Genomic DNA, 16,294 nt, shown 5'->3' on the forward strand with positions numbered 1-16,294 from the left:
TGAGTTCTCAAGGAACGGAAGCTTCCTTCGAGACCGTTTCACCGGCCCCTCCGGGCTTTCCCTTCGTTGTGTTCCGACTCTATCAGAAGATTTTCTGTCGGAATTACCACCCCCGATTCAAGAGCGCGCGTTTCCGCGGGTCTCGTTCGGAGCGGTTGTGCCAACGTACTGGAGCGGGCCGCCGGATGCAAATCCGGCGGCCCGCTCGTGGTGGGGATGTTGACGGTGGGTCAGACCTCGACGACCACCGGGAGGATCATCGGGCGGCGTCGGTAGGTGTCGGACACCCACTTTCCGACGGACCGTCTGATGAGCTGCTGGATCTGGCGGGTCTCCATCACTCCGTCCGAGGCGGAACGCGACAGGCCCTCCTCGATCTTCGGGATGACCGCGGCGAAGGCCTCGTCCTCGATACCCGAGCCTCTCGCGTGGATGTTCGGGCCGCCGACGATCTTGCCGGTGGTCGTGTCGACCACGACGAAGACCGAGACGATGCCCTCCTCGCCGAGGATCCTGCGGTCCTTGAGCGAGGACTCGGTGATGTCGCCGACCGAGAGCCCGTCGACGTACACGTAGCCCGCCTGGACCTTGCCGGCGATTTTCGCCTCACCGCCGACGAGGTCGACCGCGACGCCGTCCTCCGCGATGACCGTGCGGTTCTTGGGAATGCCGGTCAGTTGTCCCAACTCGGCATTCGCCCGCAGGTGGCGCCATTCGCCGTGGATCGGCATCAGGTTCCGCGGCTTGCAGATGTTGTAGAAGTACAGCAGCTCGCCGGCCGAGGCGTGGCCCGAGACGTGCACCTTGGCGTTGCCCTTGTGGACGACGTTGGCTCCCCACCGGGTGAGGCCGTTGATGACGCGGTACACCGCGTTCTCGTTGCCCGGGATCAGCGAGGAGGCGAGGACGACGGTGTCGCCCTCGACGATGCGGATCTGGTGGTCGCGGTTGGCCATCCGGGAGAGCGCCGCCATCGGCTCGCCCTGGGAGCCGGTGCAGACGAGGACCACCTGCTCGTCCGGCAGGTCGTCGAGCACCTTGACGTCCACGATGAGGCCGCCGGGGACCTTGAGGTAGCCGAGGTCGCGGGCGATGCCCATGTTCCTGACCATGGAGCGGCCGACGAAGGCGACCTTGCGGCCGCGCTCGTGGGCCGCGTCGAGCACCTGCTGGATACGGTGCACGTGGCTGGCGAAGCTCGCGACGATGATGCGCTTCTCCGCCTTGGCGAAGGTCTGGCGCAGCACCTGCGAGATGTCGCGCTCCGGCGGCACGAAGCCCGGGACCTCGGCGTTCGTGGAGTCGGAGAGCAGCAGGTCGATGCCCTCCTCCCCGAGCCGGGCGAAGGTGGGCAGGTCGGTGAGGCGGCCGTCGAGCGGGAGCTGGTCCATCTTGAAGTCGCCGGTGACGACGACCATGCCCGCGGGGGTGCGGATGGCGACGGCGAGGGCGTCCGGGATGGAGTGGTTGACGGCGACGAATTCGCAGTCGAAGGGGCCGATGCGCTCCCGGTCGCCTTCCTTCACCTCAAGGGCGTAGGGGCGGATACGGTGCTCCTGGAGCTTGGCCTCGATCAGCGCGAGGGTGAGCTTGGAGCCGATGAGCGGGATGTCGTCCTTCTCCCTGAGCAGGAAGGGGACGGCTCCGATGTGGTCCTCGTGGCCGTGGGTGAGGATCACGCCGACGACGTCGTCGAGGCGGTCCCTGATGGAGCTGAAGTCGGGAAGGATGAGGTCGACGCCCGGCTGCTCCTCTTCGGGGAAGAGGACGCCGCAGTCGACGATCAGCAGCTTGCCGCCGAATTCGAAGACGGTCATGTTGCGACCGATCTCACCGAGACCGCCGAGCGGCGTGATGCGCAGGCCGCCTTCGGCCAGCGGCCGCGGCGGGCCGAGTTCTGGATGCGGATGACTCAAAGGTTTTCTCCCTGTCGCGCACGCCGAAAGGGCCTTCCTGGGCCGTGGCGTGCGGCACTGTGTGTGATCGTCATACGTCCGGCGCGCAGCGTGTCGCTGGTCGGGTTTCGTCCCGGGCGGCGCGGCTGCGGTCGGGTCCTGCGTATTCAGTTGTGAAGTCTGTGTTCAGAGGTGTACCCCGCCGGCGGCGAGATCCTTCCTGAGGCGTTCCGTGGCGTCCGGATCCAGTTCGGTGAGCGGGAGCCGGAGCGGGCCCGCGGGCAGTCCGCGCAGCGCGAGGGCGGCCTTGGTGGTCATGACGCCCTGGGCGCGGAACATGCCGGTGAAAACCGGCAGCAGCCGCTGGTGGATCTCGGCCGCCTTGGCGACGTCACCACCGGTGTACGCGTCCAGCATCGCACGCAGCTCGGGTGTGACGAGGTGGCCGACGACCGAGACGAAGCCGACGGCGCCGATGGACAGCAGCGGCAGGTTGAGCATGTCGTCACCGGAGTACCAGGCCAGGCCGCTGCGGCTGATGGCCCACCCTGCGGCGCCGAGGTCGCCCTTGGCGTCCTTGTTGGCGACGATGCGGGGGTGCTCGGCCAGCCGGACGATGGTCTCGGTGTCCAGCGGGACGCCGCTGCGGCCGGGGATGTCGTAGAGCATCACGGGCAGGCCGGTGGCGTCGGCGATGGCGGTGAAGTGCCGGCGGAGGCCCTCCTGCGGCGGCTTGCTGTAGTACGGCGTGACGGTGAGCAGGCCGTGCGCGCCGGCCTGCTCGGCCTGGCGGGCCAGCTCCGTGCTGTGCCGGGTGTCGTTGGTGCCGACTCCTGCGACGACGGCGGCCCGGTCCCCGACGGCTTCCAGGACTGCCCGTACGAGCTGGGCTTTTTCCGTGTCGCTCGTGGTGGGCGACTCCCCGGTGGTGCCGTTGACGACGATGCCGTCATTGCCCGCGTCCACCAGGTGGGTGGCGAGCTGCTGGGCGCCGGCGAGGTCGAGATCGCCGTCCGCGGTGAACGGCGTGACCATTGCGGTCAGTACCCGCCCGAAGGGGGCCTTGGGGATGGAGGTCGGAGCCATGGGTCCCACGCTACTCGGTGTGTACGGGAGCACGCAGCCACGGGACCTGCGCAAAGGACTCCGGCGGTGTCTGCTCGGGGGTTCAGGCACCGCCGGGGTCCGTTTCTGCAGCCTAGATGAACCTCACGAATGCCTGCAATCCGAACACTTCGGACATTTGGCTATGACGGTCGGCCTGGGCCGGGGCTACGGGGCGACACGCCCATTGGCGTTGAACGCCGCATGGGTGAGCGGCATCAGGGCCGCCCAGGCCGCTTCCATGCGCTCGCCGACCATCTCGATCTCGCGCTGCGGGAAGGACGCCACCTTGGCCATCTCGTGCTGTGTCCGCAGGCCGAGGAAGTGCATCAGCGAGCGCGCGTTGCACGTGGCGTACATCGAGGAGAACAGGCCGACCGGCAGTGTGGCGCGGGCCACCTCGCGGGCGACCCCGTCGGCGAGCATCGCCTGGTAGGCCGCGTAGGACTGCGCGTAGGACTCCTCCATGGCCGCCACCGCCTGCTTGTGCTGCTCGGGGCTGCCGTGGACGAACTCGTACTTTCCCGGGCGCCCCTGCTGCACGAGCTTGCGGTCGGGCCCCGGCACGTAGAAGACGGGCTGCAGCTCACGGTAGCGGCCGGACTCCTCGTTGTAGGACCAGCCGACGCGGTGCCGCATGAACTCCCGGAAGACGAAGATCGGGGCGCTGATGAAGAACGTCATCGAGTTGTGCTCGAAAGGGCTGCCGTGACGGTCCCGCATCAGGTAGTTGATCAAGCCCTTGGAGCGCTCCGGGTCCTTGCTCAGCTCGTCGAGGGACTGCTCGCCCGCGGTGGAGACCCGGGCCGCCCACAGGACGTCGGTGTCCGACGCGCTGTGCTTGATCAGTTCGACGGTCACGTCGTCCCGGAACTCGACGGGGGCTGCCGGAGCGCTGGTGGGGGCCCCGTCGGGGAGGTCGGTCGGCACCGGTGGTGTCCTTCCTGTGGGCGGCATTGCGCCGACAAGCCTAGGCGGTGGGTACGACAGTCCGGCCGCGGCCGATCGGCCCACCCGAAGTGGCCGAGTCAGCTTTCGGCGGCTAGCCTCACCCGTCAGAGTGCACTCGCCCGTCCCACCGGAACCCGAAGAGGATCCTCCGCGTGTCCCTGCCCCACACCTTTGCGACCGCCGAAGCCGACGAGCTGGAGGCGGAGCGCCCGCTGCCGCACCTCGACCAGGACCGCTGGATGCGCCCCTACGGCGTCGGTCCGTGGCGGGTCGGGACGGCGGCGCTGGCCCTGATGCTGGCGGCCTACCTGCTGTTCGCCGCGCTGATCATGGTGGCCGCGCAGAACACCCAGGGCGGCGCGTTCTGCCTGCTGGCGGCGCTGCTGGTGATCGCGGCGTCGCTGCGGATGCTGCGGGTCGGCGTATGGGTGAGCGGCCGGGGGCTGCGTCAGACGAGCTTCTTCAGCACCGTGACCGTGCCGTGGCGCAAGGTCGCCGCGGTGCGTACGGCGCAGCAGCCGGTGAAGGTGCTGGGGCTGCCGCGGACCGTCCAGGGGCAGGCGCTGATCATCACCCGCACGAGCGGGGACTCCCTGCGCCCGCAGTTCACCGATCACAACGCGGACTTCCTCGGCCGGGCCGAGGCCTTCGACGTGGCCGCCGACGCCATCGAGGGCTGGGCCACGGAGCTGCGCTGACGGCTGCTGACGGGCCCTGGGGCGGGGCGTACGGCCCCGCCCGGGGCTCAGCGAGGTGTCTTGCCGTCGTGCAGGGCGATGGCCCGCTGCATGGCCTTGCGCGCCCTCGGCGTGTCGCGGGCGTCGAAGTAGGCGACCGCCAGCCGGAACCAGGTGCGCCAGTCGTTCGGCGCCGCCTCCGTCTCGGCCTGCCGCTGTGCGAAGACCGCGTCAGCGGCGTCCCGGTCGATCCGGCCGCTGGGCGTACGGGCCAGGTCGTCGACGGGGAGGCCGCCCTCGGCCTCCAGCTCGCGGCCGAGCCGTCCGGCGTTGCGGGCGAACTGCGTGGTCTGCCACAGGAACCAGGCGCCGATCAGCGGCAGCACCAGCACCGCGAGGCCGAAGGCCACCGTGACCGGTCGACCGTCGGCGATGAGCAGCACCCCGCGGTCGCCGACCAGCACGAAGTAGAAGACCAGCGCGAGGGCCGAGACGGTGTAGCTGAGTCTGGCGCGCATGCCTCAGGCTCCCCGGCCGTCCGGCTCGGTGCCGTCCAGGAAGTGCTCCAGGCCGTAAGTCAGGCCGGGGACGCCGGGGACGGTGCGGGCGGCGAGCAGGATGCCGGGCATGAAGCTGCTGTGGTGCAGCGAGTCGTGCCGGATGGTGAGGGTCTCGCCGGTGCCGCCGAACAGCACCTCCTGGTGGGCGAGCAGGCCGTGCAGCCGTACCGAGTGCACGGGCACGCCGTCGACCGCGGCGCCGCGGGCGCCCTCCAGGCCGTGGGTGGTCGGGTCGTGCTGCGGGCCGAGGCCGGCCTCGGTGCGGGCGGCAGCGATCAGCTGGGCGGTGCGCGTTGCGGTGCCGCTGGGGGCGTCGGCCTTGTTGTCGTGGTGCAGCTCGATGACCTCGGCCGAGTCGAACCAGCGGGCCGCCTGCCGGGCGAACTGCATGGTCAGGACGGCGCCGATGGAGAAGTTCGGTGCGACCAGGGCACCCGTGCCGGGCGCGGCGGCCAGCCACTCGCGCAGCCGGTCCAGGCGCTCCTCGGTCCAGCCGGTGGTGCCGACGACGGTGTGGATGCCGTGCCCGACGCAGAATTCCAGGTTGTTCATGACCGAGTCGGGGTGGGTCAGTTCCACGGCGACCTGCGCGCCCGCCTCGGTCAGCGCCTCCAGCGGATCGTCGCGGTCGATCGCAGCGACCAGGTCGAGATCGTCGGCGGCCTCGACGGCGGCGGCAGCGGCCGAGCCGATACGGCCCTTGGCGCCGATCACGGCCACACGGAGCTTGCTCATCGTTCGGGGGTCCTCCAGGTCTGCGTACGGCAGCGCGTACGGGGCGAGCGGATCGGGGTGCGCGGACGCGCGGCCGGGCCGGACCGGGGCGGCCGCGCACCCGCGGCTAGGCGACGGCTTCGTGCAGGCGGGCGGCCTGTTTCTGCTTGAGCGGGCCGATGACGGCGAGCGACGGGCGCTGCCCGAGGACGTCACGGGCGACCTCGCGCACCTCGTCCGGGGTGACGGCGGCGATCCGCGCGAGCAGGTCGTCGACGGACAGCTGGTCGCCCCAGCACAGCTCGCTCTTGCCGATCCGGTTCATGAGCGCGCCGGTGTCCTCCAGGCCCAGCACTGTCGAACCCGCCAGCTGGCCGATGGCGCGGCGCAGCTCCTCGTCGGTCAGGCCGTGCTCGGCGACGTGGTGGAGCTCGTCCCGGCAGATCTTGAGCACCTCGGGCACCCTGCCCGGCTGACAGCCCGCGTACACCCCGAACAGGCCGCAGTCGGCGAAGGAGGAGGTGTAGGAGTACACCGAGTACGCGAGGCCGCGCTTCTCCCGGACCTCCTGGAAGAGCCGCGAGCTCATGCCGCCGCCGAGGGCGGTGTTGAGCACGCTCAGCGCCCAGCGCCGGTCGTCGGTGCGGGACAGGCCCGGCATGCCGAGGACGACATGGGCCTGCTCGGTGCGCCGGTCGAGGACCTCGACGACGCCCGCTGTACGCAGCGTGCGGCTGCCGCCGCGCGGGGCCTGCGGCACCGCGTCCGGGTCGCGCAGCGCGCCGGCCCGTTCGAAGGCGCGGCGGACCTGGCGTACGACGCTCGCGTGGTCGATGTTGCCGGCGGCGGCCACCACGAGGCGCGTGGGGTCGTAGTGCCGGCGGTAGAAGCGGGCCACCTGGTCACGGGTGAGGGCGTTGATCGTCTCGACGGTGCCCAGCACCGGGCGGCCGAGCGGGGTGTCGCCGAGCATCGCCTCGCAGAACAGGTCGTGCACCTGGTCGCCGGGGTCGTCCTCGGTCATCGCGATCTCCTCCAGGACGACACCGCGCTCGGCGTCGATGTCCTCCTGGCGGATGAGCGAGCCGGTGAGCATGTCGCACACCACGTCGACGGCGAGCGGCAGGTCGGTGTCGAGCACCCTGGCGTAGTAGCAGGTGTACTCCTTGGCGGTGAACGCGTTCATCTCGCCGCCGACCGCGTCCACTGCCGCGGAGATCTCCAGCGCGCTGCGCCGCTCGGTGCCCTTGAAGAGCAGGTGCTCCAGGTAGTGCGTGGCGCCGCTCAGCGCCGGGGTCTCGTCGCGGGAGCCGACGGCCGCCCAGATGCCGAAGGTGGCGGAGCGGACGGTCGGCAGCGTCTCGGTGACGACCCGCAGGCCGCCCGGCAGCACGCTGCGGCGAACGGTGCCGACGCCGTCGGTTCCGGGCAGCAGGGTCCGCGTGCGGACGGCCCGCCCCTTGGTGGAGGGGCGGGCCGTCACGGCGGTGGAGCGGGTCGTCACTTGTCCGACTCGTCCTTCGCGTCCTGGCTGTCGCCGTCCTCGCCCTCGATCACGGGGACGAGCGAGAGCTTGCCGCGCTGGTCGATCTCGGCGATCTCGACCTGCACCTTGGTGCCGACGCCGAGGACGTCCTCGACGTTCTCCACGCGCTTGCCGCCGGCGAGCTTGCGGATCTGCGAGATGTGCAGCAGACCGTCCTTGCCGGGCATGAGCGACACGAAGGCGCCGAAGGTGGTCGTCTTCACGACCGTGCCCAGGTAGCGCTCGCCGACCTCGGGCATGGTCGGGTTGGCGATCTGGTTGATCATCGTGCGGGCGGCCTCGGCCTGCGAGCCCTCCGTCGCACCGATCAGGACCGTGCCGTCGTCCTCGATGGAGATGTCGGCGCCGGTGTCCTCCTGGATCTGGTTGATCATCTTGCCCTTGGGGCCGATGACCTCACCGATCTTGTCCACCGGGATCTTGATGCTGATGATCCGCGGCGCGTTCGGCGACATCTCGTCCGGGGAGTCGATGGCCTCCATCATCACGTCGAGGATGTGCAGCCGGGCGTCACGGGCCTGCTTGAGGGCCGCCGCCAGGACGGACGCCGGGATGCCGTCGAGCTTGGTGTCCAGCTGGAGGGCGGTCACGAAGTCCTTGGTGCCGGCGACCTTGAAGTCCATGTCGCCGAAGGCGTCCTCGGCGCCGAGGATGTCGGTCAGCGCCACGTAGTGCGTCTTGCCCTCGATCTCCTGCGAGATCAGGCCCATGGCGATACCGGCGACCGGTGCCTTGAGCGGCACACCGGCGTTCAGCAGCGACATGGTGGAGGCGCACACCGAACCCATCGACGTCGAGCCGTTGGAGCCCAGCGCCTCGGAGACCTGCCGGATCGCGTAGGGGAACTCCTCGCGGGTCGGCAGCACCGGGATCAGGGCGCGCTCGGCGAGGGCGCCGTGGCCGATCTCGCGGCGCTTCGGGGAGCCGACGCGGCCGGTCTCGCCGACGGAGTACGGCGGGAAGTTGTAGTTGTGCATGTAGCGCTTGCGCGTCTCGGGCGCCAGCGTGTCGAGCTGCTGCTCCATGCGCAGCATGTTCAGCGTGGTGACCCCCAGGATCTGGGTCTCGCCGCGCTCGAACAGCGCCGAGCCGTGCACCCGCGGGATCGCCTCGACCTCGGCGGCCAGCGTGCGGATGTCGGTGACACCGCGGCCGTCGATGCGGACCTTGTCACGGATGACGCGCTGGCGGACCAGCTTCTTGGTCAGCGAGCGGTAGGCCGCGGAGATCTCCTTCTCGCGACCCTCGAACTGCGGCAGGAGCTTCTCGGCGGCCAGGCCCTTGACGCGGTCCAGCTCGGCCTCGCGGGCCTGCTTGCCGGCGATGGTCAGCGCCTGCGCCAGCTCGTCGGTGACGGCGGACTCCAGTGCGCTGAAGACGTCCTCCTCGTAGTCGAGGAAGACGGGGAACTCGCCGGTCGGCTTGGCAGCCTTGGCGGCCAGCTCGGACTGCGCCTTGCACAGCACCTTGATGAACGGCTTGGAGGCCTCCAGGCCGGCCGCGACGACCTCCTCGGTCGGCGCCTCGGCACCGCCCTCGACGAGCTTGATCGTGCGATCGGTGGCCTCGGCCTCGACCATCATGATCGCGACGTCGCCGTCGTCGAGCGCCCGGCCGGCGACGACCATGTCGAAGACGGCCTCCTCCAGCTCGCTGTGCGTCGGGAAGGCCACCCACTGGCCGCGGATCAGCGCGACGCGGACGCCGCCGATCGGGCCGGAGAAGGGCAGGCCGGCCAGCTGCGTGGAGCAGGAGGCGGCGTTGATCGCGACCACGTCGTAGAGGTGGTCGGGGTTGAGGGCCATGACGGTGGCGACGATCTGGATCTCGTTGCGCAGGCCCTTGACGAAGGACGGGCGCAGCGGGCGGTCGATCAGCCGGCAGGTCAGGATGGCGTCCTCGGAGGGGCGGCCCTCGCGGCGGAAGAACGAGCCGGGGATGCGGCCGGCCGCGTACATGCGCTCCTCGACGTCCACCGTGAGGGGGAAGAAGTCGAAGTGCTCCTTGGGCTGCTTGGAAGCGCTGGTGGCCGACAGCACCATGGTGTCGTCGTCCAGGTAGGCCACGGCGGAACCGGCGGCCTGACGGGCCAGCCGGCCCGTCTCGAAGCGGATGGTGCGGGTGCCGAAGGACCCGTTGTCGATCACGGCTTCGGCGTAGTGGGTCTCGTTCTCCACTATGGGGTTTCTCCTCGTCCTCGCCCGCAGGGCGTCTCCCGGCGGGCCATCGGTGGAGGGGCGTCCTGCCGGGGCCGGTCTTCGATCGAAGCCGCCGGGGGTGCAACCACCCGGAGGCCACTACCGAGGACCGGCAGCTGCGGCGGATAGGAGGACGCTCCTCCTCATACGTTGTCAACAGCAGTCAACAGCACCATTGCATCAGACGACGCACGTATCGCGCACGTCCTGTGGGCGATACGTGGCCGACCTCGTACAAGACGGTTGCGTGACCGGTGCACCGTGCCGGTGCATATGGCAAAGGGAGCGGCCCCGTCCGACGGGAACCGCTCCCCTGCACGCGTCCTAGCGAACGCCCGCCGCACCGGCACGGATGCCGAGGCGCTCGCGCAGCTCACGGAAGCGCGTGATGTCCTTCTTGGCCAGGTACTGCAGCAGGCGGCGACGCTGGCCGACCAGGATGAGCAGACCGCGGCGCGAGTGGTGGTCGTGCTTGTGGGTCTTGAGGTGCTCGGTCAGGTCCGAGATGCGCCGCGAGAGCAGCGCGACCTGGACCTCGGGGGAGCCGGTGTCGCCTTCCTTGGTGCCGAACTCGGCGATGATCTGCTTCTTCGTCTCGACGTCGAGCGCCATACGGACTCCTCCAGGGATCGTCTGCCGGCGAGCGCCCCCGGTCTTCTTCGCGGGGAGTTCTCATATGACTCGCACGGCTCTCGGTCACCCGGTGTGAGCACACAGGTGACCGTCACCCAGGGTACCAGCCGGTTGCCGGGCGATTTACCGCGGGTCACCGGGCGGACGGTGGCACAGGGTGGCCGGTCCTCCGGCGGTCCGTACGACGGTACGTCCGACGGTGGCGCCCACCGCGCGGGGGTGTGCGACTCAGCCGCCGCCCAGCCCGCGCACCGCGCCGTACGTCCCGAGCACAGCCAGGCACAGCGGGACCAGCGTCAGCAGCACGGCGCCCTCGACGACCTCCAGGCAGCGGCCCCAGAACGGGGACACCCCCCGGCCCGGCACGGCCAGTCCGACCGCGACGAGCGCCCCGGCCGCTGCCGCGACGGCACCGGGCAGCCACAGTGCGCGCGGCCCGCAGGCGCCTGCGCCCGGTGCGAGCCAGGCCACGGGCAGTGCGAGCGCGAGGACACCGGCCGCGACCAGCGCTCCGACCTGGGCGGTGTCACGGAAGAGCCGGGCGCGCAGCAGGACGGCGAGGCCGGTGGCCAGGGAGAGAAGCTGGGCGGGAGCGGTCCGGGAACAGCCGAGGACGGCGGCGGCGCCCACCGTGGTGGCCGCGCAGCCGCCGACCATGCCGAGCAGGAGTTCATGGCCGCGGCGGACGCGGGCGGCGACCGCCTCGTGGCCGAAGGGCGCCCGCGGATCGCGTTCGCCCGCGCGGTGCTCCGCGACGGCGCCGGTGCCGGGCTCCGGGTCGCCGAAGCCGATCGGCAGCCGGGCCAGCTGGGCGGACCAGCCGGGCAGGAAGCCGATCAGCCCGACCGCTGCGACCGCCACGACGCAGGCGGCGTTCTGCGGCTCCGCGTCGGCGGCGACAGCGCCGTACGCCCCCAGGGCGCCCGCGGCGGCCACGACGGCGGAGGCCACGAAAGGCGCGTCCCCGGCCGGGAGCACCGCGACCAGGACCGCCGAGGCCACCAGCACGGTCGCGCAGCCGGACAGCAATTGCAGCCGGCCCGCTCCGTGGTCTGCCGCGGGGGCGGTGAGGCCCGCCCCGGCGACCAGCAGGTACGGCATCGCGGCCAGGCCCAGGGCGGCCGCGGCGGTGCGGTCGCCGTAGACCCTGGCCCGTACGGCGGCGCATGCGGCGAGCACCGTGCCCGTCACTGCGGCCACGACGCCCGGCGGGCCGTGCATGTCGTGCCGTACCGGGTCGGTCTGCCACAGCACCCAGCAGAGCGCGGCCAGGAGCACGGCGCCGCCGGTGAGCGCGGTGGGGCGGGTCAGGTCGTCGGTCCAGTGGCGGCGGCCGCGCACCGTCGCTGCCGAGACCGCGTCGCACACGTCGTCGTGGACGGCAGGTGGCAACGACGTGGCAATGGTGCGCAGAAGGATGAATTCCCCGTCCAGGACGCGCTGGGCGGACAGCGACAGCGCCGGGTCGAGCGGCGTGCCGTCGCGGCGGACGAGGTGGTACCCGGTCGGTTCCGCCGCGTCCTGCACCTGCCCGGACAGCCGCAGGATGTCCGGGCGCAGGTCGGCGACCGGCAGGTCGTCGGGAAGGGCGACGTCGGCCCTGCTGTCCGGCGTCACGATCGTGACGCGGCAGAATCCCGCGGATCCCCTGTCGGGGGCGGCGTTCGCGGTGCCCCCGACCTGCGTGCGCCGCTGTGCGGGAACGTCCGGGGCCTGCCGCCCTGCATATAGGTGACGAAGAGTGTCCATATGATTGCCCTCCGTGGCATCTGCGGCGGCACCGTATCAGCCGCGGCGGCGACTTCCTGGGGCGGGCACATCTGTGGGTTCGGTCATCGTCAAACGCCCGGCGCGCGTGCGGCCGCCCGAGGTGCCCTCCGGGGAGATCCGTCTCGAACCGCCGCCGGAGCTGCGGCGCGGACAGGAGCAGGGGCTGCTGGCGCTGCTCCTGCCGATGCTGGCGATGGGCGGTTCGGCGGCGTACTTCTTCATGCCGGGATCGCAGCCGGTCATGAAGGTGATGGGCGCGCTCATGCTGGCGTCGGCGGTCGCGCTGGGCGCCGTACAGTTCGTGCGGGCCCGGCAGGGCGCGAGCGGGCACATGGCCGACAGCCGCCGGGACTACCTCGCCCACCTGGCGCGGCAGCGCGGCGCGGTCCGCCGCACCGCCGCCCTCCAGCGCAGCGGCAGGCTCTACACCCACCCCGCGCCGGACCAGCTGTGGGCGCTGGTGGCCGAGGGGCGGCGGGTGTGGGAGCGGCGCCCCGGCGACGACGACTTCGGGCAGGTCCGGATCGGACTCGCGCCGCAGCAGCTGGCGACCCCGCTCGTCGTGCCGGAGACCGCGCCTGTGGACCGGCTGGAGCCGCTGACCGCGCACGCCCTGCGGTCCTTCGTCGCCGCCTACGGGACGGTCGAGGACCTGCCGCTCGCGGTGTCGCTGCGGGCCTTCTCACACGTGGTGCTGACCGGTGACGCCGCCGCCGTCCGCGGGCAGGCACGGGCGGTGGTGGCGCAACTGGCCGCGCTGCACTCGCCCGCCGACATGGTCCTGGGCGTCGCAGCTTCCCGCGCGGCGCTGCCCGCGTGGGAATGGGTCAAGTGGCTGCCGCATGCCCAGTCACCGACCGCGGCGGACGGCGCCGGAGCCCGGCGCCTGGTGGCGGACGGGGCGGCAGGCCTGGCCGAGCTGCTCGGCTCGGCGCTGGAGGACCGCCCGCGCTTCCAGCCGGACGCGGCGCCGCTGCTCGACCGGCCGCACGTGCTCCTCCTCCTCGACGGCGGCGCGCTCCCCCCGCCCGCCGCCGTGGGGCTGCAGGGCGTGACGGTCCTGGAGCTGGTTCCCGGGGAGGACGGCGAGCCGCACGGCGATCTGCGGGTGCACTGCACGGCCGGGAAGATGCTGCTGCGCTCACCCACGGGCCAGGTGTACGGCGGCGTGCCGGACGCGCTGGGCGAAACGGAGTCGGAGGCGCTGGCCCGCGGGCTCGCCCCGCTGCGGCCCGCGGGCGGCGACGGTGAACCGCTGTCGGCGGACCTCGATTTCACCGACCTGACGGGTATCGGCGACGCGGGCTCCTTCGACGCGTCCCTCGGGTGGGCGCCCCGCGACCGCCAGGAGCTGCTGCGGGTGCCGATCGGTGTGGGAGAGGACGGCGAACCTGTGCACCTGGACCTGAAGGAGGCCGCGCAGGAGGGCATGGGCCCGCACGGTCTGTGCGTGGGGGCGACCGGCTCGGGCAAGTCCGAACTGCTGCGCACCCTGGTGCTCGGCCTGGCCGTCACGCACTCCCCCGAGAGGCTGAACCTCGTCCTCGCCGACTTCAAGGGCGGTGCGACGTTCGCGGGCCTGAGCGGGCTGCCGCACGTGTCGGCCGTCATCACCAACCTGGCGGAGGACCTGACCATGGTCGACCGCATGCGGGACGCGCTCACGGGGGAATTGCGCCGACGTCAGGAGCTGCTGAAGTCCGCGGGCAATTACGCCGGTGTCCACGACTACGAGCGGGCGAGAGCCGCGGGCGCCGACCTGCGGCCGCTGGCGACGCTGGTGCTGGTCATCGACGAGTTCAGCGAGCTGCTGATGGCCAGACCGGAGTTCATCGACATGTTCCTCCAGATCGGCCGTATCGGCCGCTCGCTGGGCGTGCACCTCCTGCTGGCCTCCCAGCGTCTGGAGGAGGGCCGGCTCCGCGGCCTCGACACCTACCTGTCCTACCGGATCGGCCTGCGCACCTTCTCCGCGTCGGAGTCGCGCGCGGCCCTCGGCGTGCCGGACGCGTACCACCTGCCGCCCGTACCGGGGTCGGCGTGTCTCAAGACCCCCACGGGGGACATCGTCCGCTTCAAGGCCGCATATGTGTCGGGTCCGTACCGCGGCGGCCCGGAGGCCGCCGCCGAGGCGGCGGGGCAGCCAGCGGTGCCCTTCACCGCCGCGACCGTGCCGGTGGGCAGGCCCCCGGCACGGTCGGACGAGCGACGCGCGGGGACCGCGGCGGAAACTGTGCTGGACGTCCTCGTCGGCCGCCTCACGGGACGCGGGCCCGAGGCCCACCGGGTGTGGCTGCCGCCGCTGGGCGCCGCGCCCGGGCTGGACGCACTGGTGCCGCGCGGCGCCGTGCCCGGGCAAGGCCCGCGGGAGGCCGGCTCACAGGCTCCCGGGACGCTGCGGGTCGCGGTGGGAGTCGTGGACAGGCCGTTGGAGCAGCGGCGCGATCCCCTGGTGCTCGACTTCGGCGGCGCCGCGGGCAACGCCCTGGTCGTCGGCGGCCCGCGCAGCGGCAGATCGACGCTGCTGCGCACCCTGGTGGCGTCCTTCGCACTGACGCACACCCCCCGAGAAGCGCAGTTCTACTGCCTGGACTTCGGCGGCGGCTCGCTGCGTACGGTGGCAGGCCTGCCCCATGTGGGCGGCGTCGCGGGGCGGCTGGAGGCAGACCGGGTACGGCGCACGGTCGCCGAGGTCGCGGGCGTGCTGGCGCGCCGCGAGGAACTCTTCCGCAGCCGCGGTATCGACACGATGGCGTCGTACCGTGCGCTGCGGGCGGGTGGTGAACGGCCGGGCGAGCGCTGGGGCGACGTCTTCCTGCTCGTCGACGGCTGGGGTGCCTTCCGCCAGGACCACGAGCAACTGGAGCCGGTCGTCACCGACATCGCCGCCCGCGGCCTCGGCTTCGGCGTGCACGTCGTGCTCACCGCGTCACGCCATCTGGAGGTCCGCGCCGCGCTGAAGGACCAGCTGCTCAACCGCCTGGAGCTACGCCTCGGCGACGCCATGGACTCCGAACTGGACCGCAGGGCGGCGGCGAACGTCCCGGCCGGTGCGCCCGGCCGCGGCATCGTCCGGGGCGGACTGCACTTCCTGGCGGCCCTGCCGCGGATCGACGGCGGCCACGGCGTGTCGGACCTCGCGGAAGGAACGGCGGCCCTGGTCGCGGCGGTGGACGGCGCGTGGAACGGCGAGCGCGCCCCGGCCGTCCGGATGCTGCCCCGCCTGCTGCCCGCCGCACAATTGCCGGGCGGTGCCGCTCTCCCCCGTCGCGGGGTGGCCATCGGCGTGGACGAAACGGCGCTGGCACCGGTGGTCGTCGACTTCGACACCGACCCCCTCCTGCTCGTGCTCGGTGACGGCGAGTCCGGCAAGACGGCCGTGCTGCGGCTCATCGCCCGGCAGTTGAGCCGCCGCTGCACCCCGCAGGAGGCCAGGCTGGTCGTCGCCGACTACCGGCGGACCCTGTTCGGCGCCCTGCCCGAGAGCCACCTGGTGGAGTACATCACCGGTCCTGCCGAGCTGGAGACGCACATGGCCGAGGTCGCCGCACTCGTACAGCGGCGCATGCCCGGCCCCGATGTGACGCCGCGGCAACTGCGCGACCGCAGCTGGTGGACGGGCCCGCAGCTCTTCGTGCTGATCGACGACTACGAACTGGTCGCCGCGGGCGGCAGTCCACTGGCGGGGCTCGCGGACGCGCTGCCCTTCGCCCGGGACGTGGGCCTGCGCTTCGTCCTGGCCCGTGCGGCGGGCGGAGCGGGGCGGGCCATGTACGAGCCGTTCGTCCAACGGGCCAGGGAGCTTGGGGCGCAGGCCCTCGTCCTGTCCGGGGACCCCGACGAGGGTGAACTGCTGGGTGGCGTGCGTCCGCGACGGATGCCGCCGGGGCGGGCGGTCCTCGCCGCGCGCCGGGGCGGCACGCGGCTGGTGCAGCTGGCGTGGGAGGCGGAGTGAGGGTCTGGCCTGTCAGGCCTGTGGACAACCGGATTCGACGGCCGCGACTTACTGCTACCTTTTGATCACTGAGAGTGGTTGAGCAGTTCGGGGTGCGGGGAACCCCGCTCCGGGCTGCGGTATCGACGGGGGACGGTCATGACGTCGCAGTGGGAGTGGAGGTCCGGATCCGGCGGTGAGGCGGAACCGTGGCCGGGCCGCGAGTCCGGTGGGCCGTCCGATGCACTGTTGCCTTCGGGGGGTGCCCCCGCCGGGCCGGCCGGGCGCGCGGGTCCGCACCTGCCGGGGCCG

At 72.0% G+C, this 16,294-nt stretch carries 11 protein-coding genes; 2 read left to right on the forward strand and 9 right to left on the reverse strand.

Annotation, left to right across the window (positions count from 1 at the left end):
* Positions 1-230 precede the first annotated feature (230 nt).
* The 3 genes from ACH4PY_RS24170 to thyX form a co-directional block, all read right to left on the reverse strand.
* Entirely contained in the window at positions 231-1,916 is a 1,686-nt protein-coding gene (locus tag ACH4PY_RS24170; RefSeq protein ID WP_398186524.1) for a ribonuclease J, read from the reverse strand.
* 165 nt (positions 1,917-2,081) lie between these two features.
* Positions 2,082-2,981 (reverse strand): 4-hydroxy-tetrahydrodipicolinate synthase, encoded by a 900-nt coding sequence (dapA, locus tag ACH4PY_RS24175; RefSeq protein ID WP_398186526.1) that lies wholly within the window; start codon positions 2,979-2,981, stop codon positions 2,082-2,084.
* 186 nt (positions 2,982-3,167) lie between these two features.
* Positions 3,168-3,956 (reverse strand): FAD-dependent thymidylate synthase, encoded by a 789-nt coding sequence (gene thyX / locus ACH4PY_RS24180; protein ID WP_398186529.1) that lies wholly within the window; start codon positions 3,954-3,956, stop codon positions 3,168-3,170.
* 152 nt (positions 3,957-4,108) lie between these two features.
* Here thyX and ACH4PY_RS24185 point away from each other — a divergent pair, with 152 nt between their 5' ends.
* Entirely contained in the window at positions 4,109-4,648 is a 540-nt protein-coding gene (locus ACH4PY_RS24185; RefSeq protein ID WP_398187068.1) for a hypothetical protein, read from the forward strand.
* A 47-nt stretch (positions 4,649-4,695) separates the two neighbouring features.
* Here the strand turns inward: ACH4PY_RS24185 and ACH4PY_RS24190 are convergent, their stop codons facing one another.
* The 6 genes from ACH4PY_RS24190 to eccD form a co-directional block, all read right to left on the reverse strand.
* Positions 4,696-5,145 (reverse strand): hypothetical protein, encoded by a 450-nt coding sequence (locus ACH4PY_RS24190; protein WP_398186532.1) that lies wholly within the window; start codon positions 5,143-5,145, stop codon positions 4,696-4,698.
* Positions 5,146-5,148: 3 nt separating this feature from the next.
* Complete coding sequence (gene dapB / locus ACH4PY_RS24195; RefSeq protein ID WP_398186534.1) at positions 5,149-5,922, reverse strand: 4-hydroxy-tetrahydrodipicolinate reductase; 774 nt, start codon at positions 5,920-5,922, stop codon at positions 5,149-5,151.
* 106 nt (positions 5,923-6,028) lie between these two features.
* The gene (locus ACH4PY_RS24200) at positions 6,029-7,405 is read right to left on the reverse strand and encodes a M16 family metallopeptidase (protein ID WP_398186537.1); all 1,377 of its coding nucleotides are present in this window, start codon (positions 7,403-7,405) and stop codon (positions 6,029-6,031) included.
* Positions 7,402-9,624 carry a polyribonucleotide nucleotidyltransferase gene (locus ACH4PY_RS24205; protein WP_398186540.1) on the reverse strand — a complete coding sequence of 741 codons (2,223 nt, stop codon included), beginning with the start codon at positions 9,622-9,624 and terminating at the stop codon, positions 7,402-7,404. Before ACH4PY_RS24205 ends, ACH4PY_RS24200 begins: the two co-directional genes overlap by 4 nt.
* A gap of 345 nt (positions 9,625-9,969) precedes the next feature.
* Positions 9,970-10,257 (reverse strand): 30S ribosomal protein S15, encoded by a 288-nt coding sequence (rpsO, locus tag ACH4PY_RS24210; protein ID WP_031521677.1) that lies wholly within the window; start codon positions 10,255-10,257, stop codon positions 9,970-9,972.
* A gap of 249 nt (positions 10,258-10,506) precedes the next feature.
* Positions 10,507-11,895, reverse strand: a complete 1,389-nt coding sequence (eccD, locus tag ACH4PY_RS24215) for a type VII secretion integral membrane protein EccD (RefSeq protein WP_398186544.1) — start codon at positions 11,893-11,895, stop codon at positions 10,507-10,509.
* A 205-nt stretch (positions 11,896-12,100) separates the two neighbouring features.
* Between eccD and eccCa the strand changes: the two genes are divergently transcribed.
* Positions 12,101-16,003: a type VII secretion protein EccCa gene (gene eccCa, locus ACH4PY_RS24220; RefSeq protein ID WP_398186548.1), complete on the forward strand. Its 3,903-nt coding sequence runs from the start codon at positions 12,101-12,103 to the stop codon at positions 16,001-16,003.
* Positions 16,004-16,294: the final 291 nt, after the last annotated feature.

Source organism: Streptomyces sp. NPDC021224 (assembly GCF_044332905.1).
In the GTDB taxonomy this organism is placed as follows: Bacteria; Actinomycetota; Actinomycetes; order Streptomycetales; family Streptomycetaceae; genus Actinacidiphila.